We start from the raw sequence: 22,324 nt of genomic DNA on the forward strand, positions 1-22,324 counted from the left end.
CCCTGAGCGCACCACTGACCCCAAAGACTTCGGGGTGGCTTGCACGGACCATCCAAAGCCAATTGGTGGTTTCCACCATGCGGGCGACTGAGGCGGTACCTATGCTCTGCCTCATGGGCGCGCAAGCGGCGCCACGGCAGCGATCGAGCACGTCGTCCCTTGCTCCAGGGCTCCCGGAAAACGCCCTTCACCACGTTCCATGACATTGCCCCCCAACCCCACAGCGCCCCACGACGCCGAAGAGCGCAGGCACTCCGAGGCCCTGCTCCAGCTGTGCAAACGCCTGGAACGCGCCTGGACCTTGTCCGACGTGCTCGATGCCGTCAAACCCATGGGAGAGAGTGTTTTTGACTACCGCCACGTCTGGCTGGCCCTGATTGACGAATCCTCGGGGATGCTGGACTTCCTCACACACACCACCAGTGGTGAGGAGGGTGCCCTGAGCCGCCAGCTGCAGACCATGAAAATCCCCGTGGAGGGGGATGCGCTGCTCGAAGAAATCATGCAGGCCACCCACGTCGTGGTGGTGGAAGATGCCCGCACCGACCCACGCACCAACAAGGCCGTGGTCGCCGTGCTGCACAACCGTACCATCGTCAATGTGCCGCTCATCATGGCGGACCAGCGCATGGGCGCACTGGGCATGGGCACTTATGGCGACGAGGAAGGTGTGCGGCCCCCCAAGCCCTGGCAGATCGCACTGATGCAGGCCACCGCTGGGCATCTGGCCGTGGCACTGGACCGGGTGCGGTTCATGACCGCGCGGCATGAGGCCGAAGAAGCGCTGCTGCAGCAAAAGGAGCGCCTGCAGGTCACCCTGCATTCGATCAGCGACGCCGTGGTCACCACCGACGCCACGGGGCTGGTGCAGTACCTGAACCCTGCAGCCCAGACGCTGACAGGCTGGTCGCTGTCCGCCGCCTGCGGACGCAGGCACCAGGACGTGCTGGGCCTGGCCCCCGAACCTGGCACCCAGGCTGCCCCCGACCTGGTGGGCCGCGCACTGGCGCAAGGCAGCACCCAGTTGCATTCCAAGCTGCGCTCCACACCGCTGGCAGGAGCCCCCCTGCTGATGGACCTGTCCGCCTCACCACTGCTGCGCCCCGGCGGGGATGCTGACGGTGTGGTGCTGGTGTTTCGCGACGTGACCGAGGCCAGCCGGCTGAGTCGCGAAATGGAGTTCCAGGCCCTGCACGACACGCTCACGAGCCTGGGCAACCGCCGCGCGTTCGAGCACCTGCTGGCCCAGGCCTTTGCCGCCACGCGGGAGGCCTCCGACCGCCACTGCGTGTGCTACCTTGACCTGGACAATTTCAAGGTGATCAACGACACCTGCGGCCATGCGGCAGGGGACGAACTGCTGCGGCAGGTGGCGCGCCTGTTCCTGGCCCACCTGCAGCCTCAGGATCTGCTGTGCCGCCTGGGAGGCGACGAGTTCGGCATCCTGCTGTGGCAGCAGGACCTGCAACAGACTTTGAAGGTCGCAGAGCGCATGCAGCAGGAACTGGCCGCATTCCGTTTTGGTTGGCGCGACCATGTGTTCAGTGTCAGTGTCAGCATCGGAGCCGTGGTGCTGGATGCCGCCACCGAAAGCGTGGGCGCCTTGCTGCAGGCGGCAGACAGCGCCTGCTACGTGGCCAAGGACAGGGGGCGCAATCGCATCCACGTCTATGCCGAGAACGACCCTGCCCTCGCGCAGCGCTATGGCGTCATGGAATGGGTCAGCCGCATCGAGCATGCGCTACAGCATGACCGGTTTGAGCTGTTTGGCCAGCCCATCGCCCGCCTGGGCACACTGCAGGGCAGCCCGCCGCACGGCCTGCATTGCGAGATCCTGCTGCGCATGCGCACGGCCGACGGCCAACGGGTCTCGCCGGGCGAATTCATGCCCGCCGTGGAGCGCTACCACCTGGCCGCGCGGGTGGACCGCTGGGTCATCAAAAAAGCCCTGGCCTGGATGGCCGAACACCAGGAGCGTGTGGAGCTGTGCTGCATCAACCTATCGGGCCAGTCCGTGGGCGATGCCGCTTTTTTGGGCCAGGTGCTGCAGGCCATGGACCAGACCCCGGTGCGCTGCGACCGCCTGTGTTTCGAGATCACCGAAACCGCCGCCATGGGCGACCTGGCAGCGGCCAACCGTTTCATCCACGCCCTGCGCGCGCGGGGCTGCCAGTTTGCGCTGGACGACTTTGGCAGCGGGTTATCGTCGTATGCCTACCTGCGCGAGCTGGCGGTGGACATGCTCAAGATCGACGGGCAGTTTGTGAAGAACATGGCCGACGACCCGGTGAGCTTCGCCATGGTGAAGTCCATCCACGAAATTGGCTGCCTGATGGGCAAGAAGACCGTGGCGGAGTTTGCCGAAAGCCAGGCCGTCGTGGACCTGCTGACCGGGCTGGGCGTGCACTTTGCCCAGGGATACGCCCTGGGCCGCCCTGCCCCGCTTGACGAGCTGCTACTGCAAACCGTGGTGCACTGACTCCCTGGTTGCCGAGCCAGCGGCAGACGCAACGGAAGCACTTCAGCCGCGCGGCGCGGAAGGCGATGCCGGTGTTACCGGGGCGGGAGGGGCAGCCACCAGCTCCCACTCGGCCAGTTGCTCGTTGGTCGCAATCAACCGCCCCACCAGCAGCTTGATGAAGGCCTTGTCAAAACACGACTGCAGGTCTTCGGACGCCCCGCGCAGCGCGGGGTTGCGCACCTTGAGCACCAGCACTTCGGACTCGGCCACGGCGGTGGCGGTGCGCAGCCTGTTGTCGGGGCGCAGGTAGGTCATTTCACCCAGGGTGACGCCCGCACTCAGTGTGCTGAGATTCCAGCCTTGGCGACTCACGGCCACCTGGCCCTCGATCAGGATGCAGAACGAATCGCCGGGCGTGTTTTCGCGCATCAGCACCGTGCCCCGCTCCAGCCGCCGCCAGTTGCCCAGGCGCATCAGCTCCCACAGAGCCACGTCGTGAAAGTCGGCAAAAAACGGCAGCGCGCGCAGGCGCGCAAAACGCTCGGCCTCGGTGTCTTGGGATTTTTGGCGGGGCAGGCTCTGGTGGGCGGCCAGCAGCGCCCGTGCAAAATCGTCCCAAGTCGCAAAACGGTCGGAGGGCTGCTTGGCCAGGGCGCGCAGCAACACGTCGTCCACATGGGCTGGCAGCGACGCGCGCAGCAGGCTCGGTGGCGTGGGCGCCTCGTTGCTGATCTTGTAGAGCGTGGCGAAGTCGGTGTCGCCGTCAAACGGGCGGCGGCCCGTGAGCAGCTCGTACACAACAACAGCCAGCGAGAACATGTCGCTGTGGTGCGTGAGGTCGTGTTCACGCACCTGCTCGGGCGACATGTAGGACGGCGAGCCCACCAGGCCCGACAGTTGCGTGGCATCGCTGCGCAGTGACAGCGCCGCACCAAAATCGGTCAGCTTGATGTCGCCGTCTTTGGCCAGCATGAGGTTGGCGGGCTTGATGTCGCGATGCACCAGGCCTTCGCGGCACGCGTACTCGAGCGCGTTGCAGCACTTGAAGGCAATGTCCAGCACCTGGGGCACGGGCAGCAGTGCATCCGGCGTGGCATAGGCTGACAGGGGCTGGCCATCCACATATTCCAGCACCAGGTAGGGGGGCAGCGCCTCCTCGTCCGCATCGAGCAGGCGCACGATGTTGGGGTGGCGCAGGCGGCCCGACAGCGCAGCCTCGTTGCGCAGCAGCTTGCGGTAGCGCTCGGCCTGCTCGGGTACTTTCAGCAGATGGGCATGCGTCTGCTTGATGGCCACCTTGCGCCCCCTAAAGCCGTCGAGCCCCAGAAACACGATGCCGCTCGCACCCCGGCCCAGTTCACGCTCGATGCGGTACTTGCCGATGCTGGCGGGGGGCGCCGAGGTTGCTGTGGCCATGAGGGACTCCTGGGCGGGTATTTGACAGGTCAGGCGCCTGCAAGGGCCTGCTCAAAGTCAGCGAGCAGGTCTTGTGGGTCTTCCAGGCCCACTGACAGGCGGATCATGCTGTCACCAATGTCCATGGCGGCACGCACGGCGGGGCCGGCCTCCCAGAAGATGGTGTGCGCTACCGGGATGATCAGCGTGCGCGTGTCGGCCAGCCCCGTGGCCTTGATGGGCAACTGCAGGCGGTTGCACACGGCCAGGCACTGGTCGGGGTTGCGCAGCTCGAACGACAGCAGCCATGAGCCCGCCTGGAGGAGCTTTTTGGCAAAGGCATGCTGGGGGTGCGAAGGCAGCATGGGGTACAGCACGCGCGAGACGGCCGGGTGCGCCTCCAGCCACTGCGCCAAGGCCAGGGCCGTGGCGCTGGTACGGTCCATGCGCAGCGACAGCGTTTCAGCGCCCAGCGCCAGCTGGTGCGCAGCATGGGACGACAGCGTGCCACCCATGTCGCGCAGGCCCTTTTTGCGCAGCTGCTGAAGGCCCCAGCCCTTGGGGTCGCCCTTGCGGTAGGGCGCAAAGATGTTGGGGTAGCCCGACCAGTCGTACAGCCCCGTGTCGGTGATAGCGCCACCCAGCGCAGCGCCCTGCCCGCCGATGCTTTTGGTGAGCGAATTGACCACCAGGCCCGCGCCCACCGTGGCAGCGCGAAACAGATAGGGCGATGCCACGGTGTTGTCCACCACGTAAAGCACGCCACGTTGCTGGCACAGCGCGCCAATGCCTTCCAGGTCGGGGATCTGCGTGCCGGGATTGGCAATGGTTTCGACAAACACCATGCGGGTGTTGGGGCGCAGGGCAGCAGCCACTTTGGCCGCGTCGGTCACATCCACCGTGGTCACTTCAATGCCCAGGTCGGCCAACGTGCCGAACACGCTGTTGGTGTTGCCAAACACGAACTGGCTGGCCACCAGATGGTCACCCGCCTTGAGCAGGGTGAGGAACACCGCGCAAATGCCCGCCATGCCGGTGGAGAAAACGATGGAGCCGTGCCCGCGTTCCATCTGCGTGATCTTGGCCTCCAGCGCCGCCGTGGTGGGCGTGCCCTGGCGCGCATAGTTGAAGCCGCCCTTGCTCGTGCCCTGGAAAACGGCGATCAGCTCTTCCATCTTCTCGTACCCGTACTGAACAGACGTATGGATCGGCTTGTGGATGGCCCCATGCTCGGCGCCGCCCAGGCGGTCGGCGTGCACGATCTGGGTGGTGAAACTGTGGTTCTGCGGTGTCGTCATAAAAATCTGCGGCTGCTTTGTTTCTACTGGTCTACGTACGAGGCGGGGCGATCACTACTGGCGCGCCCTGATGCCAGTGCACCCGTGGAACCGGCTTTACCAGGCCACCGGGTGCGTCCCCCTCCGGGGGAAGGCGCGCAGCGCCTCAGTGGGCTACCTCTCCGGCGCGATGTGCTCCGCGTAATCGTACAAGGCGCCCAGAATGTCCTGGGTCCGCTCATCGTCGGCGGTCTCCGAAAGTTCGTCGATCTCGGTGAACAGCTGCTCCACCGTACGCGCCCCGCCCTGCCCGTCGAACAGGCAGGCAGCGCGGTGAGCCTCCCAGCGTTCCTGCTCATCGGGCGACAGCGTTTGCGGAAAGTTGCGCGCCCGGTAGCGCCACAGCAGATCGGCCAGCCGCGGGTCATCAAAGTTCGCACGCGCCTTGGCCAGCTTGTCGCCGCTCAGGGTGCGCAGGTCGTTCAGCAGGCGCCGGTCGTTATTGCCCACAAAACCGCCGTACAGGTCCTGGTCCACATCCGGCGCCGGCTCTTGCGGGCGGGCAAACACTGCGGGCCAGATGCCGCTCATGTCGGGCAGCGCGCGCGCCACCTCGGCGTGCTGCGCGGCCTGGGCCAGGTCGATGCCCCAGCGCTGGGCCAGCGCGGGCGTGAGCGTGTTCACATTGCCCACCACCATGGGTGACTTGTTCAGGTGGATGGTCTTGATGGGCAGGCGCGTCACGCCCTCGGGCAGCGCGTCGGCCTTGCTGAACATGCGCAGGCGGATGTCCTCCACATTGAGTGTGGCCAGCTCGCGCGGGTCGTGGGCCAGGTCCCAGGCGATCAGCTCGTTTTTGTTGGTAGGGTGGCTGGCCAGCGGCCACATCACGGCCAGGCAACCGCGCCCGGTGGGGAACATGCCGGACACATGCAGAAACGGCCGCGCCGTGCTGGTGGTGGCGGGCAGGCGCAGCTCGGCGGCCACGCGGTCTTTCTTGTGCAGGCTCAGTGCAAAGTCAAACAGCTTGGTGTTGTGCTGGCGGATCAGCCGCGCCAGCGCAATGGTGGCGCGCACGTCTGACAGCGCATCGTGCGCCGCGTCGTGCTGCAGGCCATTGGCCTTGGAGAGGTGTTCCAGCTTGAAGCTGGGGGTCACGCCGTCTTCTTTCTTTGGCCAGGTGATGCCATCCGGCCGCAGCGCATAGGTCATGCGCACCACGTCCAGCAGGTCCCAGCGGCCGCACTGGTTTTGCCACTCGCGCGCATACGGGTCGATGAGGTTGCGCCAGAACATGAAGCGCGTGATCTCGTCGTCAAACCGGATGGTGTTGTAGCCCACACCAATGGTGCCGGGCTGGGCAAACTCAGACTCAATGCGCGCAGCGAACGTGTGCTCGGGCACGCCCTTTTCCAGACACAGCTGCGGCGTGATGCCTGTGATGAGACACGACACCGGGTCGGGCAAGTAGTCGTTGGCAGGCTGGCAATAGAACATCAGCGGCTCGCCGATTTCGTTCAGCTCCGCGTCCGTGCGGATGGCCGCGAACTGCGCAGGCCGATCGCGGCGCGTGTTGGCACCAAAGGTTTCGTAGTCGTGCCAAAGGAAGGTGTGGGGGGCCATGGTCGATGGGCAAACAGGGGGCGACAGAAGAACAGGGCGAGGGAGACCGTGAACTGTAACCTGATTTACAAGCTTTTTAGGCCCCTAGCGCATACTGATAAAGCGCTAGCAGCTATAAAATATATAGCAAATACAAATACCCCTCGGATGCCGCTTCACGCCGTGATACACCTGCAGCGCAGCACCGCCGCTGCAGCGCGGGACAATGGCGCATGCAAAGCACCCACCCAGCCAATCCCTCCGTTTCGCGGCTCCGCCCTTCCCTTTTGTCCTCTTGGTCCCCACGTTCCCTCGCAGCATGTTGGGCAGCCCTGGCTCTGGCGGGCTGCGCCGCAGCGCCTCCCCATCGCCCGGACGCGGTGAAAACACCGCCGCCAGCCAGCGCCCCCCCTGCCACCACCAGCACACCGGCCCAAGATGCCGCAGCATCTACCGGCAGCCCCACCGCTGGCGTGGACCATGCGGCAGGCTTTGCCGCATGGCGCGACGCGTTTTCGGCGCAGGCCTTGCAGGCGGGCATCCAGCCCCGCACGGTGCGCGAAGTGCTGGGCCAGGCGCAATGGCAGCCGCGTGTGGTGGAGCTTGACCGGGCACAGCCTGAATTCACGCGCACACCCTGGGCCTACCTTGACAGTGCGGTGTCGCCGCAGCGCATTGCCCAAGGCCAGGCCAAGCTGGCCGAACACAGCGCCACGCTGGAAGCCACTGCCGCCCGCTATGGCGTGCCTGCCACCGTGATCACCGCCATCTGGGGCATGGAGAGCAACTACGGCAGCAATTTCGGGACGTTCCGCACCGTGGACGCGCTGTCCACGCTGGCCTATGAAGGCCGCCGCCGCGTCTGGGCCCAGGCCGAACTGTTGTCCGCGCTGCGCATCGTGGACCAGGGCGACATCGCAGCAGACCGCATGCTCGGCTCCTGGGCCGGCGCCATGGGGCACACGCAGTTCCTGCCCTCGGTGTTTCTGGCCTACGCCGTGGATGCCGATGGCGATGGCCACCGCGACATCTGGGGCAGCATCCCGGACGTGACGGCGTCTACGGCGCATTTCCTGGCGCGTTCGGGCTGGCAGGCGAGCGAACCCTGGGGGGTGGAGGTGCAGTTGCCCGCGTCCTTCGACCACGCCCGCGCAGACCCTTCCGTACGGCAGACCACAGCCCAGTGGGACGCTGAAGGTGTGCGCGGCATCGACGGGCAGGCATTGCCCACCCTGGCCTCCGCGTCCATCGTCACGCCCGCAGGTGCCCGAGGCCCGGCCTTTCTGGTAGGGGGCAATTTCCGGGTCATCCTGCGCTACAACAACTCGGTCAACTACGCGCTGGGGGTGGCGCTGTTGGCGCGCCAGATTGGCGGTGGCGGGCCCGTGGTTGCCGCCTGGCCGCGCGACCTTGCACCCCTTTCACGCCAGCAATTGCAGGAGCTACAAGAGGCGCTCAACCGCAAGGGATTTGCAGCCGGCACCCCGGACGGCGTGATGGGCCCCGCCACCCGCGCGGGGCTGCGAGGCTACCAGCGCAGCATCGGCGTTGTGGCGGACGGCTATCCCACCGTGGAACTGCTGGAGCGGCTTACGGCGCGCCAGTAGGCCGAGCCCCAAGGCCTGCCCGACTGGCCGCCCCACGGAGTCATGGCGTCACCAGCCCGTCCATGCGCACGACCTCGAAGTCGCGGCCCAGCACCTGGCGCAGTTCGGACTTCAGGCGATCGTTGTTCCAGCGTTCGTCCGGCGCCCCGCTCAGGAACCAGTTGGAGCCGTTGTCGGCCACCATCATCCCGTGGGTCTTGAGGGCGGTGAGGATAGCCTGCGCTTCGGCAGAGAAGCCCGGCGGGATCGCATAGCCCGCCTTCAGGCGCACGCGCATGCCCATGGGGGGAAGGTTGGGGCTGGTATTGCTCGATGCCCAGTGGGTCGCGGGCGGCACGTAAGCGCGGCGGGTCTGGCTGACGGTAAAGCGCAGCGCGTGGCGGATGCCACCGGCGCCCAGCGACGCCTCGTCGTACCGCACCAGGCCCGGAAAGATCGGCAGGCCCGCTGCGTCCGCGCTGGTCCATCGTGGCTTGGCGGTGGGACGCACGTTGTTGCTGTCCAGGTGAAAGACCGCACCACCCGACGCACGCCAGCTGCCGTCGGACTGCGGGTAGCTGTTGCCGGTTTCATACAAGCGGTTGTTGTCGCGGTCGATCACGATGACGTGCCGGTCACCTGCGCTGGAAGGGCCGCCTTCAATGGGGGCATTGGGCGGAATCGGGTACGGGCCTGCATCGCTCTCGTCGCCGTAGTCGGTGAACTGCACCGCCACACGCGGCTGGGTACCTGCCACCACCACATAGGGAATGCCGATAGGCGCGCCTTCCCACAGGCCCGCGCCGAAATCCGGGAACAAACCCCGGGAGAGGCCAATGCTGGCGATGAGGTTGTCAGAGTTGGGATCGATGGGGAGCCCACTGATATCCGCGTTCCAGTCATTGCCGGCAGGGAACGGCAGTGCGCCATTGAGCGGCGCGCCCACACCCAGGGTTGCGCCGCGCACATCGCCATACACATGGCCCCCGGGGGGCGGAACTGGCGCTGGCGCGCCTGGCGCCGGGGAGCCCGGAGGCGGCGAAACCGGCGCCGCATCACCCCCGCCGCCGCCACAAGCTGCCACCAGGGCACCAAAACTGGCAATGGCGAGGCACCGGCTGATCGCGCCCAGACGTCGCTTGCGAAAGGCATCACCGGGAACCAACGGGGCGCAAGGTGTGGGGGTCATGGTCATGGGGGCGTCTCCTCAGTCAGCGCGCAGTATGCCGCCCCAAAGGTCCTGGCTTGCCGCGGAACTGTGCGAAAACGTTTCAATGATTTTGGGGCACCGGACGGCGTTCGCGCACACCAGTTCGCTGGTCCAGCTCGGCAAAGACTGCCTGTGCAGGCTTCGCCACCACCACGCTGTAGACACTGCACTACGGACAAAAAAAAGCCAGCCATCGCAATGATGGCTGGCTTCGGGAGGGTGCCGGTGTGTGTCGGCAAGCGCCAGTGGCGCCAGTTTCCATCAGTCCGCTGTGGCTTCCTCGGGCTCGGCGGGCTCGGACTTGGCAGAGCGTTCCTTCTTGGCCAGCGGCTGGATGTCCAGCAGCACCTCGGAGGTTTCCACGCCCTTGTCGTCGGTCTTCACCTCGATATCGACCGTCAGACGCCCACCGTCCGTCAGGCGACCGAAGAGCAATTCATCGGCCAGCGCGCGGCGGATGGTGTCCTGGATCAGACGCTGCATCGGGCGGGCGCCCATGAGCGGATCGAAACCCTTCTTGGCCAAGTGCTTGCGCAGCGTATCGGTAAAGGTAACCTCCACCTTCTTCTCGGCCAGTTGCGTCTCCAGCTGCAGCAGGAACTTGTCCACCACGCGCAGGATGATCTGCTCGTCGAGCGCCTTGAAGTTGACGATGGCATCCAGCCGGTTGCGGAACTCGGGCGTGAAGAGGCGCTTGATGTCGCCCATTTCGTCGCCCGCCTGGCGCGGGTTGGTGAAGCCAATCGTCGCCTTGTTCATGGTCTCGGCGCCCGCATTCGTCGTCATGATGATCAGGACGTTGCGGAAGTCGGCCTTGCGCCCGTTGTTGTCGGTCAGCGTGCCATGGTCCATCACCTGCAGCAGCACGTTGAAGATGTCCGGGTGCGCCTTCTCGATTTCGTCGAGCAGCAGCACAGCGTGCGGCTTCTTGGTGATGGCTTCGGTCAACAGGCCACCCTGGTCGAACCCGACATAGCCCGGAGGCGCACCAATCAGGCGGCTGACCGCATGGCGCTCCATGTACTCCGACATGTCGAAGCGCAAGAGCTCGATGCCCATGATGTAGGCCAGCTGCTTGGCCGCCTCGGTCTTGCCCACGCCTGTGGGGCCGCTGAACAGGAACGAGCCGATGGGCTTGTCGCCCTTGCCCAGACCGGACCGCGCCATCTTGACCGCGCTGGCCAGCACTTCCAGGGCCTTGTCCTGGCCGAACACCACACTCTTCAGGTCGCGTTCAAGCGTCTGGAGCTTGCCACGGTCGTCATTGGACACATTCGCAGGCGGAATACGCGCAATCTTGGCCACGATCTCTTCGATCTCGGCCTTGCCGATGGTCTTCTTGCGCTTGCTCGGCACCATGATGCGCTGCGCTGCACCGGCTTCGTCAATGACGTCAATCGCCTTGTCAGGCAGATGGCGGTCATTGATGTACTTGGCGCTCAGCTCGGCTGCAGCCTGCAGGGCGGCCGCCGCGTACTTCACGCTGTGGTGCTCTTCAAAGCGCGACTTCAGGCCCTTGAGGATGTCGATGGTTTCGGCCACGCTGGGCTCCACCACGTCCACCTTCTGGAAACGGCGCGACAGCGCTGCATCTTTTTCGAAGATGCCACGGTATTCCGTGAAGGTCGTTGCACCAATGCACTTGAGCTGGCCGCTGGAAAGCGCGGGCTTGAGCAGGTTGGAGGCATCCAGCGTGCCGCCCGACGCGGCACCCGCACCGATCAGCGTATGGATCTCGTCGATGAACAAAATCGCATTGGGCTTGTCCTTCAGCGACTTGAGAACGCCCTTGAGGCGCTGCTCAAAATCACCCCGGTACTTGGTGCCTGCCAGCAATGCGCCCATGTCGAGCGAGTACACCGTGGCCTCGGCCAGGATTTCAGGCACATCGTTCTGGGTAATCCGCCAGGCCAGACCCTCGGCAATCGCCGTCTTGCCCACGCCAGCTTCACCCACCAGCAGTGGGTTGTTCTTGCGGCGGCGGCACAGGATCTGGATCGTGCGCTCCACCTCGTAGTGGCGCCCGATCAGCGGATCGATCTTGCCGTCTTTGGCGGCCTGGTTCAGGTTCTGGGTGAACTGTTCCAGCGGCGAGGCTTTCTCGTTGCGCTCAGAAGAACCACCCTCTTCGCCTTCCGCCTGGTTGTCCGGCTTGGCAGGCTCTGGGGGTTCGCCCTTCTTGATACCGTGGGCAATGAAATTGACCACGTCCAGGCGCGTCACGCCCTGCTGGTGCAGGTAGTACACGGCATGCGAATCCTTCTCGCCAAAGATGGCCACGAGCACATTGGCACCCGTGACTTCCTTCTTGCCATTGCCCGTGGACTGCACGTGCATGATGGCGCGCTGGATCACACGCTGGAATCCCAGCGTGGGCTGCGTGTCCACCTCATCGGTGCCAGCCACCTGGGGCGTGTTGTCTTTGATAAAGTTCGCCAGCGATGAGCGCAGATCATCGATATTGGCCGAACATGCGCGCAGCACCTCCGCTGCGCTGGGGTTATCGAGCAGTGCAAGCAACAGATGCTCCACGGTGATGAACTCGTGGCGCTGCTGACGGGCCTCAACAAAGGCCATGTGCAAGCTGACTTCCAGTTCCTGGGCAATCATGTGAACTCCTTTGTGCTTGCGTGGAAGGGATAACTGTAGATCGGGATCAAAAACCTGTTATTCAACAGGTTCACTGACACATTGGAGTGGGTGGCCCGCCTTGAGGGCGGCGTCAAGCACTTGTTCCACCTTGGTGGCAGCCACATCGCGGGAATAAACACCGCAGACGCCTTTGCCATCGAGATGGATCTTCAACATGATCTGGGTGGCTTGTTCACGGTCCTTGCTGAAAAACTCCTGCAAAACCACGATGACGAACTCCATGGGGGTGTAGTCGTCATTGAGCATGACCACCTGGTACATCTGCGGCGGCTGGGTCTTCTGGGTGCGTCTTTCGAGCACGACCGAACCGCCATCATCCCGCGCGGGCCGGGTCACGGGCAGCGCGGTGGGGGGTGAAGGTGGTTTTGTTGCCATGAAAATCATTCTAGCGATCCGCGCGGCATGCTGCCGTGAGAGAAATCTGACGTTGATCCGGTTTTTTTCAAGCTGTCGCCTTCACGATATTCACCGAATGGTTCCCAACACCCGATTTATTCGTAAACCACGGTGGCCGAACCACTGCCCGCCTGGGCGGTCCAGGCGGCCAGCGCAGCATCGGTGGGATAAAAACGGGCGCTCTCACCCAGTTGCAGCTCCGCCACAGCGGCCGCATCCTGCGCCACACAGCGCACACCCATGCGCACACGCAGGCCGTGGAGCAATTCACCCTCGGCAAGCTCCTCTCTGCGCGGCGGAAACTCCTTGACCAGGCGGTGCACATCCGGCCCCTTGTCGCCGACGGTGACATGCAGGTATTTGCCAAAACGGCAACGCGCCCCTGCCAAGTCCCACACCTGTTGCACCTTCACGCGCAGGCCACCGCTGAAATGGTCCAGTTGCAAGCGGCCCATCATCACCACGAACTCGTCTTCCTTGAGCTGATTGCGGTACGTGTTGAGCAAGGCCTCATCGGCAGACGCCTCAATGACGGCAGACTTGTCGTCCAGTTTGAACAGGCCCAATTTGCCCCGCTGTCCATTGATGACCCGGAAATCACTGATGATCCCGGCCAAGACTTGGGGTTCGCGACTGTCCAGCAGCTCATCGATCTGGGTGCGGACAAAGCGGCGCACCTCGGTGGCCACTTCATCGAACAGATGGCCGGACAGATAGAAACCGACCGCCGTTTTCTCCAGGGTGAGTCGCTCCTTGATCCCCCAGGGAACCGCGTCCACCAGTTCAGGCTCCTGCGTGCTGGAACCATGGGCATCATCGCCCATCATGTCGAACAAGCCACCCTGGTTCACGTTGGCCAGCGTGGCAGCCGCAAAGTCAAAAGCCCGGTCGATGGACGCCACCATCGATGCCCGGTTCATGTTGATGGAATCAAATGCACCCGCCTTGATCAGCGCCTCCACCGTGCGCTTGTTCATGCGCGCCTTGTCCACGCGCAGGCAGAAATCGAAAAGGCTCTTGAAAGGCCCGGTGGTGGCGCCATGGGGCCCTTCGCCACGCCCCTCGCGCGCCGCCACCATGGCCTCGATGGCCTGCTGGCCCGTGCCCTTAACGGCGCCCAGGCCGTAGCGGATGATTTTGTCAGTCACGGGCTCGAACCGGTAGAAGCCACGGTTGACGTCCGGCGGCTCGAAAGAGAGCCCCATTTTTTGCGCGTCTTCGAACAGCACCTTGAGCTTGTCGGTGTCATCCATTTCCACGGTCATGTTGGCGCAGAAGAACTCTGCGGTGAAGTGCACCTTGAGCCAACCCGTGTGGTAAGCCAGCAGAGAGTAAGCAGCCGCGTGCGACTTGTTAAAGCCGTAGCCTGCAAACTTCTCCATCAAATCGAACACCTCGTCAGCCTTCTCCTGGCTGATGTTCTTTTCGGCCGCACCCTTTCGGAAGATCTCCCGGTGCTCGGCCATCTCCTCGGCCTTCTTCTTGCCCATGGCGCGGCGCAGCATGTCGGCGCCGCCCAGGCTGTAGCCCCCCAGAACCTGGGCGGTCTGCATCACCTGCTCCTGGTACACCATGATTCCGTAGGTCTCGGCCAACACGGGCTCCACCAGCGGATGGGGGTACTCCACCACTTCCTTGCCGTGTTTGCGGTTCACGAAACTCGGGATCAGATCCATGGGACCCGGCCGGTACAGCGCGTTCAGTGCAATCAGGTCTTCAAGCCGACTCGGCTTCGCTTCCTTGAGCATGCCCTGCATGCCACGGCTTTCAAACTGGAACACGGCCTCGGTCTTGCCGTCGGAAAACAGCCGATAGGTGGGGCCATCGTCCAGCGGAATGTTCTCGAAGGCGAAGTTCTCCTGGCCTTTGTGGCGCTTGATGATGAACTCACGCGCGATTTCCAGAATGGTGAGAGTGGCGAGACCCAAGAAGTCGAACTTCACAAGGCCAATAGCCTCCACGTCGTCCTTGTCGTACTGGCTCACAGCCGATTCGCTGCCCGGCTGCTGGTAGAGCGGGCAGAAATCCGTGAGCTTGCCAGGCGCAATCAAAACCCCACCCGCGTGCATACCGATGTTGCGGGTCATGCCTTCGAGTTTTTGCGCCATCTCGATGATGGTCTTGACGTCTTCTTCCTTCTGCACGCGTTCGTACAGCAGCGGCTCCAGCTCCAGTGCGTAGTTGTTCTTGTCGCCTTCCTTTTTCACCTCGGGCGGATAGGCCAGCGTGTACGACATGCCGGGCTTGCCCGGTACCAGCTTGGAGATGCCGTCGCAGAACATGTAGCTCATGTCCATCACCCGGCCCACGTCGCGGATGGCGGCTTTGGCAGCCATGGTCCCGAAAGTGGCAATCTGGCTCACGGCATTCTTGCCGTACTTGTCCTTCACATAGTCGATCACCCGGTCACGATTGGACTGGCAAAAGTCAATGTCGAAGTCAGGCATGGACACACGCTCGGGATTCAGAAACCGCTCGAACAGCAGGTTGTATTGCAGCGGATCCAGGTCGGTGATCTTGAGGGCATACGCCACCAGCGAACCGGCACCCGATCCCCGTCCCGGCCCCACGGGGCACCCGTTGGCCTTGGCCCACTGAATGAAGTCCCCCACGATGAGGAAGTAGCCCGGAAAACCCATCTTGAGAATGGTTCCGATCTCGAACTCCAGGCGCTCCACATAGCGGGGACGCTGCTGGTCGCGGTCGGACTCCTTGGGGAAGAGAAGCTTCAGGCGCTCCTCCAGCCCCTCGAACGAGGCAAAACGAAAGAACTCATCGATCGGCATGCCATTGGGGGTGGGAAAGTCCGGCAACTGCGGCTTGCCCAGCACCAGCGTAAGGTTGCAACGCTGGGCGATTTCCACCGTGTTCGCGATGGCCGATGGAACATCAGCGAACAAGGCCTGCATTTCTGCAGACGACTTGAAATACTGGTCGCGCGTGAACTTGCGCACGCGGCGCGGGTTGGCCAGGATCTCCCCCTCTGCAATACAGACGCGCGCCTCGTGGGCCTCATAGTCGTCTGGAGTGGCGAACTGCACAGGATGTGTGGCCACCACGGGCAAGCTCAGGCGCGCCGCCAACTGCGCAGCAGCCACCACGTGGCTTTCATCGTCCACACGGCCCGCACGCTGCAACTCGATGTAAAACCGGTGTGGAAACAGCCCTGCCAGGCGCAAGGCAAGCTCTGCGGCGCCCGACTCGTCCCCCTTCAGGAGAGCCTGGCCCACGGGCCCAGCCTGAGCCCCGGCCAGAGCAATCAGCCCTTCCGACAACTCTTCCAGCCAGGCCCAGGTGCACAGCGCCAGGTTCTTGACTACATTGCGCGTCCACGCACGCGCGAGCAGTTCGGACAGATTGAGGTAGCCCTGGCGGTTCTGCACCAGGACGATCAGGCGTGAGGGGGCTGCGCCCGCTTCGCCTTCCAGAAAAATCTCGGCCCCCAGGATGGGCTTGACACCCTTGCCCCGCGCCTCCTTGTAGAACTTGATCGCGCCAAAAAGGTTGTTGAGATCGGTGATGGCCAGTGCAGGCTGGCCGTCTTTGGCAGCCGCCTTGGCCGCCTCATCGATTCGATTGGTACCGTCTACGACGGAGAACTCGGTGTGCAGGCGCAAGTGAACAAACATGGGGGCCATTGTAGAAAGCCCAGCACCGCCACCGAGAGAAAGCCGGCAGCGCAACGCCTCTTGACAGGTGCCACCCCCAGTACAATGCTTTTTCGTGCCCTGGATGCCAGCGGCGCCTGGCCCTCTGGACCGGCCCAGCTATCCTGCACCCCTGTTTCTTTTTTTGCTGAAAGCTGCCTGCGATGCTGCGTGCCCCACTGCCCCTCGTTTCTGCCCTGCTGCTTGCTGGTCTGCTGGCAGGTTGCTCCAGCACAACCGAAGACAAAACGGCCAACTGGAGCCCCAATCGCATCCATTCGGAAGCGCAGGACGAAATGAACAGCGGCGCCTACGACAAGGCGGTTCCTCTGCTCGAAAAGCTGGAGGGGCGTGCGGCCGGCACCCCGCTGGCGCAGCAGGCCCAGATCGACAAGGCCTACGCGCACTACAAGGCTGGCGAAAAAGCCCAGGCCATTGCAACGCTGGACCGCTTCATGAAGCTCCATCCCGCCAGCCCTGCGCTTGACTATGCGCTGTACCTCAAGGGCTTGGTGAACTTCAACGACAACCTCGGTCTGTTCTCGTTCATCTCGCGCCAGGACCTTTCCGAGCGCGACCAGAAAGCAGCCAAGGACTCCTTTGAGGCCTTCAGTGAGCTGGCCACCCGCTTCCCGGAATCCCGCTACGCACAGGATGCACGCCAGCGCATGACGTACATCGTGAATTCGCTCGCGCAGTACGAAGTGCATGTGGCGCGCTACTACTTCCAGCGGGGCGCGTATGTGGCAGCCATCAGCCGTGCCCAGGTAGCCCTGGCAGATTACCAGGGCGTGCCCGCGCTCGAAGAAGCTCTGTACATCCTCATCCAGTCGTACGACGCACTGGGCATGACGCAGCTGCGCGACGATGCACGCCGCGTGATGGACACTTCGTACCCCCAAAGCGCCTATCTGCGCGGTGGCCTCAAGGAAAAGGCGGAGCCGTGGTGGAAGCTCTGGTAAGCGCCTGAAGAGCAGCTTCAAACTCAGGCTCTGACTCCAGGCGCCGCATCGGGGGCAAGGCCGCCAGCAGGCGCTTGCCATAGCCCATGGTGATAAGGCGGGTGTCACCCACCACCAGAATGCCCTGGTCGGACTCACGCCGGATCAACCGCCCCGCCCCCTGCTTGAGCGCAACGGCTGCCTCGGGCAGTGCGTAAGACTTGAACGCTTTCCCGCCAGATTTCTCAATACGCTGCGTACGCGCCTCCACCAAAGGGTCGCCCGGGGGAGGAAAAGGAAGCTTGTCAATCACAACAAGCTGCAAGGCATCCCCAGGCACATCAAAACCTTCCCAGAACGTCGCGGAAGCCACCAGCACACAGCCTTGCTGCCCGTGCTCGCTCCCTTCGCGAAAACGCTCCATCAGCCGCCGTTTGGGCCACTCGCCCTGCACCAGCACCTCCAGGACAGCGGAGCCCGCAAACTGCGCTTTCAACGCATCGCCAATGGTGCGCAAGGCCTTGAGCGTCGTGGTCAGCACTAGGGTGCGGCCACCCAGTTGCGCTGCAGCCTCGCCCACCCAGCGCGCAAGCGCCATGCTGTGCGAAGGATCGGCCGGAGACGGCAGGTGGCGTGGCACATACAGTGCTGCCTGCGCCCCATAGTCAAACGGGCTCGCAACCCGCAGGATCTGCGCGTCCTGCAAACCCGCCCGCTCCGTGAACCAGCTCAGTTGCTCGTCATCGCCCAAGGTGGCCGAGGTGAAGACCCAGGCCCTGCCGGGTCCGGCAGCAGGCTCCCCGGGCCACCCATCGTCACCCACGGGTTCCGCAGGGGTGACCAGCAGGCGTGTGCGCATGGCCTCGGCAATGTCCAGGGGGGATTCCGTCAAGCGCAGCTGCGGCCCCACATCGACCCAGCGCACCGCATCCGGATTGCCGGGGCCAGAAAAATGGGCCAGGCGCGCCAGCAGTTCAGTCCCGCGCTCATACAGGCGCACAAAGTCGGGCGCTATTTCGCTGACAGTGTCGAGCGCCTCCTGCGCCTGGGCGCAGGCGAGCGACACGCGGCGCAGGGCAGTCTGCCATTCATCCGGCCTGACGCTCTCCGGCGTTTCATCGGTCCAGCGCAGCTTTGCGCTGCCCCGCATATCTCCCGCCGCCAGGCGCAAATCCCGGGCAGACAGATCCACCTGGCTCGCAAGCCCCGTCCAGTCCGCAAGGCCCCGCGCATGCTGCAGCCCTGCTGCCAGCAGGTCCTTGCCAAAATCCATCAGCTGGCCCGTGGACAGCGTAAGCCCCAGAAACTGCACGCCCGTCTCGTTGATCTGGTGCGCCTCATCAAACACCACCACACGCACGGACGGTAAGAGCTCGGCCATGCCCGATTCGCGCACAGCCACATCGGCGAAGAAAAGGTGGTGGTTGATGACCACGATGTCCGCCGCCAAGGCCTCGCGCCGCGCCAAATGCACGTGGCATTCGCGAAATCGGGGGCACTGCGAGCCCAGGCAGTTCTCACGGGTGGAGGTGACCAGCGGTATCACGGGCGAGCGTTCGTCCAACCCCGTCAGCTCTGCAAGATCGCCCGAGCGCGTGCCATGCGACCAACTCTCGACCTTGGCCAAAACCCGTGCCACGCCAGGCTCACGGGCAGACACATCCTGGCGCGCCAGTTCCATGCGGTACAGGCACAGATAGCTCGCCCTGCCCTTCAGAAGCGCCATGCGCACCGGCAAGCCCAGGGTCTGCGCCAGGCGCGGGAGATCGCGCGCAAACAGCTGGTCCTGCAAGGCCTTGGTGGCGGTGGACAACAGCACCCGCTCGCCGCTCAGGAGTGCCGGGACCAGATAGGAAAAAGTCTTGCCCACCCCCGTGCCTGCCTCCACGACCAGCGCCCCGCCCGCTTCGATGGTGTGCGCCACGGCCATGGCCATTTGCGTCTGGCCTTCGCGCGGCTGGAAATGCGTGTCGGCCCGAGCCAGCACGCCGCCGGGGGCAAACACCTCCTGCACCATCTCTACCAGCGCCATCAAGCGGGCTCTTGGGGTTGAAGGTCCCGTTCCAGGCGATCCAGGGCATCACGCAGAGCAAGGCGGCGCTTTTTGAGGCGGCGCAGTGTGAATTCGTCCGCCACGCCGTCGGGGGCACACCGGTCGATCAGAGCGTCCAGATCAGCATGCTCGATGCGCAGCTCAATGAGTTGGCGTTGGGGGGAATGGAGGCTGGGGTTCAAGGCAAGGGGCCGTGGGATGGCAAAAATGCCACAGGCGGGCGGATAATACGCGCTTGCCCCCGTTTGCGCGATGGCCCTTTGCGTACGCGCCCCCACAATCACCAGCATGACCAAAGCGTTTCGCCTCATCGCGTCCACCGGCATCCACAAGGGTGACCGGGAGTACCAGCAAGACCAGGTGATCCTGATCTCCCACGAGCGGCACAATGGCTGCATACTGGGTGTCATTGCCGATGGCATGGGCGGGCGCAGCGGCGGGCGCAAGGCGTCCGACCAGGTCATGATGACTGCGCGCCAGCTCTTCGAGCGCTATTCGCCCGACACCGACGACCCGGTGGCCATGCTCAAGAGCATGGTGGAAGAAGCTCACATCGTGATCCGGCTCACAGCGATTTCTGCCGAGCAGGAACCGCACAGCACCATCGCAGCCTTTCTCATCAACCCGCGTGGCGACTGCCACTGGGTGCATGCCGGTGATTCACGCATCTACCATTTCCAAGGTGCGCGCATGGTGTTCCGCACCAGCGACCACTCCTATGTCCAGGCTCTCGTGGACCGGGGCGAGCTGACCGAAGCCGAGGCCAACAACCATCCGCACTCGAACATTTTGGTGGGCTGCCTCGGCACTGAAAGCGACCCGCCCATCACCACCCATGTGATCCCCCAGCTGCAGCCTGGCGATGTGCTCATGGCCTGCAGTGATGGGGTGTGGCACTACTTTTCGCCCACCGAACTCGGCTCCGTGGTTGATTCCCTCTCGCCACGGGAAGCCACGGAGTTTCTGATTGAAAAAGCCCGCTCCCGTGCGCGGGGCGGTGGCGACAACCTCTCGCTGGTCATCGTGAAGATGGAGGCGCTGGTGGAGGAAAAGAAGGTCGCTCGCCTGGTACCCGCTGACGCAGGGCGTCCCTGAAGCAGCGCCCCACCCGCTGGCACGTGCGTGGGTGAGTGACCAAAAGGGTAAGTGCCTAGGCGGCCCCTGAAGAATGCGGCACTGACGCTAACCGAGCCTCTGCACCCACTGGCCCGCTGCGCCTTTTTGGGCGCCATGCGCACTCCCAGCACCTGGGGCTGCCACCCCAAATAAACCTGTTTCAGCGTGCTGCCGAACCCGCTGGCAACGGAGCCGCAGGGACCCGCCCCTGGGCTGCGGCCTCTGCCCGTGACTTTTCGACTCGGTCGCGGCGCTCCTGCGCAGCCTGAAGCGTTTGCGCGTGGCGTGCGCGCGCCTCTGCGGCACGCTCGGCATTGCCACTGGTGCGCGCTGCCTGCTCCTGGGCCTGCTTTTGCACCTTAATGCGCTGCTGCTGTGCTCGCAGTTCAGCCTCGTGGTCACGCTGCGATTTCAGGCCCTGGGGGTCTTGCGACGGCTTGCGCACCACAGCGCTTGCAGCACCGCTGCCCGCTGAGGGGCTATCCGGCACGCCGCGCTGCTTTTCTTCAATGGATTTGAGACGCTCCGCCGCTTTTTCCTTGCGCTCGGCATCATTGAGCTCGATCTCCTGTGCACGCAAACGGGCTTCCGCATCGCGCACGCCCGCCCGCACACTGCGCAGACAGTCTTCTACGGAAAATCGCTGGTAACAGGCCGATTCGTCCTGTTGTCGCCTGGCCTTGATGGCCTCGCGTTCGGAGCGGATGCGGTCGTGTTCCGCTTTACGTTCGGCCGCCTTGGCGGCTGCCTGCTGGCCGTTGGCCTCCGCACCCGCAGCTACCGGCTGTGCCATGGCCGAGGCAGACAACCCCCAGGCAAGCAAGGAAATCGCCACAGATACGAAGCGTCTGGAGATCATGTCAGCCCCGTATCGACAGTGCGGCGCTCCAGCGCCAGGAACTCCTTGGACTGCATCTCGTTGAGCCGCGAAATCGTTCGCGGAAACTCGTGCGCCAAGGGGCCTTCGGTATAAAGCTGCTCGGGGGGTACTGCTGCAGACAGGATGAGCTTGACGCGCCGGTCGTACAACACGTCCACGAGCCAGGTAAAACGCCGCGCAGGCGACGCCATGCTCACCGGCATGTAGGGCACATCGGACAGCAGCACAGTGTGGAACTGCGTCGCGATTTCCAGATAGTCGTTCTGCGACCGGGGGCCACCACACAGGGTCTTGAAGTCAAACCACACCACACCACCGGCCTTGCGGCGTGCCCGGATCTCGCGGGCCTCGATGTGCAGCACCGGGTCTTCGTCGTGCACTTCGGCCAGTTGGTCAAACGCCTGGCCCATTTCAGCATCTGCCTCGGGGCCCAGCGGCGTGTGGTACAGCTTCACGTGCTCCAGAGTGCGCCGACGGTAATCGGTACCGTTGTCCACGTTGACCACTTCAAGCTTTTCATTGAGCAGGGCAATCGCGGGGAGAATGCGGTCGCGGTGCAGGCCGTCGGGGTACAGGTCGTCGGGCTTGAAATTCGAAGTGGTCACAAAACCCACACCGTTATCGAACAGTGCCGCCAGCAGGCGGTGCAGGATCATGGCGTCGGTAATGTCCGCCACGTGAAACTCGTCAAAGCAGATAAGCTTGTAGCGCTTGGCAATGCGCGCGCCCAGCACGTCCAGCGGGTTGACCGTGCCCTGCAGGCCCGCCAGTTCGCGGTGCACTTCGCGCATGAACTCGTGAAAGTGAAGGCGCACCTTGCGCTTCAAGGGAACGGCGTCGAAAAAGCATTCCATCAGAAAGCTCTTGCCCCGCCCCACCCCGCCATACATGTACACGCCGCGCGGCACATCAGGCCGGTTGATCAGCTTCTTGAGTGCGTTGGAACGCTGAGCCTTGTATGCGGCCCAGTCATCAGCGCAACGCTGAAGGGCATCCACTGCGCGCAATTGGGCAGGGTCACTTTGGTAGCCTTTAGCGGCCAACTCGGCCAGGTAAGCCTGTTTAACAGTCACGTGGTGGATGCTCAGAAACTATGATTTTTATAGCT

Annotated in this window: 15 protein-coding genes; 4 read left to right on the top strand and 11 right to left on the bottom strand. The window is 63.9% G+C overall.

What is annotated here, in order from left to right; all coding sequences use genetic code 11:
• Nucleotides 1–199: 199 nt before the first annotated feature.
• Nucleotides 200–2,479: an EAL domain-containing protein gene (locus KW832_RS10405; protein WP_218299848.1), complete on the top strand. Its 2,280-nt coding sequence runs from the start codon at nt 200–202 to the stop codon at nt 2,477–2,479.
• Between the two features lie 42 nt (nt 2,480–2,521).
• Here KW832_RS10405 and KW832_RS10410 read toward each other — a convergent pair whose 3' ends face one another.
• The 3 genes from KW832_RS10410 to sbcB form a co-directional block, all read right to left on the bottom strand.
• Nucleotides 2,522–3,877 carry a protein kinase gene (locus KW832_RS10410; protein WP_121420335.1) on the bottom strand — a complete coding sequence of 452 codons (1,356 nt, stop codon included), beginning with the start codon at nt 3,875–3,877 and terminating at the stop codon, nt 2,522–2,524.
• 29 nt (nt 3,878–3,906) lie between these two features.
• Nucleotides 3,907–5,154, bottom strand: a complete 1,248-nt coding sequence (locus KW832_RS10415; protein WP_055396703.1) for a cystathionine gamma-synthase family protein — start codon at nt 5,152–5,154, stop codon at nt 3,907–3,909.
• A 153-nt stretch (nt 5,155–5,307) separates the two neighbouring features.
• Nucleotides 5,308–6,756 carry an exodeoxyribonuclease I gene (sbcB, locus tag KW832_RS10420; RefSeq protein WP_218299849.1) on the bottom strand — a complete coding sequence of 483 codons (1,449 nt, stop codon included), beginning with the start codon at nt 6,754–6,756 and terminating at the stop codon, nt 5,308–5,310.
• 212 nt (nt 6,757–6,968) lie between these two features.
• On the opposite strand from sbcB, the gene KW832_RS10425 reads away from it, so the two are divergent.
• Nucleotides 6,969–8,342, top strand: a complete 1,374-nt coding sequence (locus tag KW832_RS10425; protein WP_218299850.1) for a lytic murein transglycosylase — start codon at nt 6,969–6,971, stop codon at nt 8,340–8,342.
• A gap of 40 nt (nt 8,343–8,382) precedes the next feature.
• Here the strand turns inward: KW832_RS10425 and KW832_RS10430 are convergent, their stop codons facing one another.
• The 4 genes from KW832_RS10430 to dnaE all read right to left on the bottom strand — a co-directional run bounded on the left by KW832_RS10430 (nt 8,383) and on the right by dnaE (nt 16,208).
• Nucleotides 8,383–9,516 carry a hypothetical protein gene (locus KW832_RS10430; protein WP_218299851.1) on the bottom strand — a complete coding sequence of 378 codons (1,134 nt, stop codon included), beginning with the start codon at nt 9,514–9,516 and terminating at the stop codon, nt 8,383–8,385.
• A gap of 276 nt (nt 9,517–9,792) precedes the next feature.
• On the bottom strand, nt 9,793–12,141 hold the full coding sequence (gene clpA / locus KW832_RS10435; protein ID WP_055396695.1) for an ATP-dependent Clp protease ATP-binding subunit ClpA: 2,349 nt from the start codon (nt 12,139–12,141) through the stop codon (nt 9,793–9,795).
• A gap of 57 nt (nt 12,142–12,198) precedes the next feature.
• A complete protein-coding gene (gene clpS, locus KW832_RS10440) occupies nt 12,199–12,567 on the bottom strand; it encodes an ATP-dependent Clp protease adapter ClpS (RefSeq protein ID WP_055396693.1) in 369 nt (122 codons plus the stop codon).
• 107 nt (nt 12,568–12,674) lie between these two features.
• A complete protein-coding gene (dnaE, locus tag KW832_RS10445; protein WP_218299852.1) occupies nt 12,675–16,208 on the bottom strand; it encodes a DNA polymerase III subunit alpha in 3,534 nt (1,177 codons plus the stop codon).
• A gap of 182 nt (nt 16,209–16,390) precedes the next feature.
• Here dnaE and KW832_RS10450 point away from each other — a divergent pair, with 182 nt between their 5' ends.
• Entirely contained in the window at nt 16,391–17,188 is a 798-nt protein-coding gene (locus KW832_RS10450; protein ID WP_055396690.1) for an outer membrane protein assembly factor BamD, read from the top strand.
• Here the strand turns inward: KW832_RS10450 and KW832_RS10455 are convergent.
• Nucleotides 17,151–19,199 (bottom strand): ATP-dependent DNA helicase, encoded by a 2,049-nt coding sequence (locus tag KW832_RS10455; protein ID WP_218299853.1) that lies wholly within the window; start codon nt 19,197–19,199, stop codon nt 17,151–17,153. The genes KW832_RS10450 and KW832_RS10455 overlap by 38 nt on opposite strands.
• Nucleotides 19,199–19,402, bottom strand: a complete 204-nt coding sequence (locus KW832_RS10460; RefSeq protein WP_055396751.1) for a YdcH family protein — start codon at nt 19,400–19,402, stop codon at nt 19,199–19,201. The genes KW832_RS10455 and KW832_RS10460 overlap by 1 nt, the downstream gene beginning before the upstream one ends.
• A gap of 106 nt (nt 19,403–19,508) precedes the next feature.
• On the opposite strand from KW832_RS10460, the gene KW832_RS10465 reads away from it, so the two are divergent.
• Nucleotides 19,509–20,315 (top strand): PP2C family serine/threonine-protein phosphatase, encoded by an 807-nt coding sequence (locus KW832_RS10465; RefSeq protein ID WP_121420339.1) that lies wholly within the window; start codon nt 19,509–19,511, stop codon nt 20,313–20,315.
• Nucleotides 20,316–20,496: 181 nt separating this feature from the next.
• Here the strand turns inward: KW832_RS10465 and KW832_RS10470 are convergent, their stop codons facing one another.
• Nucleotides 20,497–21,195 carry a hypothetical protein gene (locus KW832_RS10470; RefSeq protein ID WP_218299854.1) on the bottom strand — a complete coding sequence of 233 codons (699 nt, stop codon included), beginning with the start codon at nt 21,193–21,195 and terminating at the stop codon, nt 20,497–20,499.
• The gene (gene zapE, locus KW832_RS10475; protein ID WP_055396683.1) at nt 21,192–22,289 is read right to left on the bottom strand and encodes a cell division protein ZapE; all 1,098 of its coding nucleotides are present in this window, start codon (nt 22,287–22,289) and stop codon (nt 21,192–21,194) included. Before zapE ends, KW832_RS10470 begins: the two co-directional genes overlap by 4 nt.
• Between the last annotated feature and the right edge of the window lie 35 nt (nt 22,290–22,324).

This window comes from Acidovorax sp. sif0632, from assembly GCF_019218805.1.
Taxonomy (GTDB): Bacteria; Pseudomonadota; Gammaproteobacteria; order Burkholderiales; family Burkholderiaceae_C; genus Acidovorax; species Acidovorax facilis.

Coding starts and splice junctions, on each gene's coding strand:
- KW832_RS10405 (WP_218299848.1), top strand. CDS start 200: ATGACATTGCCCCCCAACCCCACAGCGCCCCACGACGCCGAAGAGCGC.
- KW832_RS10410 (WP_121420335.1), bottom strand. CDS start 3,877: ATGGCCACAGCAACCTCGGCGCCCCCCGCCAGCATCGGCAAGTACCGC.
- KW832_RS10415 (WP_055396703.1), bottom strand. CDS start 5,154: ATGACGACACCGCAGAACCACAGTTTCACCACCCAGATCGTGCACGCC.
- sbcB (WP_218299849.1), bottom strand. CDS start 6,756: ATGGCCCCCCACACCTTCCTTTGGCACGACTACGAAACCTTTGGTGCC.
- KW832_RS10425 (WP_218299850.1), top strand. CDS start 6,969: ATGCAAAGCACCCACCCAGCCAATCCCTCCGTTTCGCGGCTCCGCCCT.
- KW832_RS10430 (WP_218299851.1), bottom strand. CDS start 9,516: ATGACCATGACCCCCACACCTTGCGCCCCGTTGGTTCCCGGTGATGCC.
- clpA (WP_055396695.1), bottom strand. CDS start 12,141: ATGATTGCCCAGGAACTGGAAGTCAGCTTGCACATGGCCTTTGTTGAG.
- clpS (WP_055396693.1), bottom strand. CDS start 12,567: ATGATTTTCATGGCAACAAAACCACCTTCACCCCCCACCGCGCTGCCC.
- dnaE (WP_218299852.1), bottom strand. CDS start 16,208: ATGTTTGTTCACTTGCGCCTGCACACCGAGTTCTCCGTCGTAGACGGT.
- KW832_RS10450 (WP_055396690.1), top strand. CDS start 16,391: ATGCTGCGTGCCCCACTGCCCCTCGTTTCTGCCCTGCTGCTTGCTGGT.
- KW832_RS10455 (WP_218299853.1), bottom strand. CDS start 19,199: ATGGCGCTGGTAGAGATGGTGCAGGAGGTGTTTGCCCCCGGCGGCGTG.
- KW832_RS10465 (WP_121420339.1), top strand. CDS start 19,509: ATGACCAAAGCGTTTCGCCTCATCGCGTCCACCGGCATCCACAAGGGT.
- KW832_RS10470 (WP_218299854.1), bottom strand. CDS start 21,195: ATGATCTCCAGACGCTTCGTATCTGTGGCGATTTCCTTGCTTGCCTGG.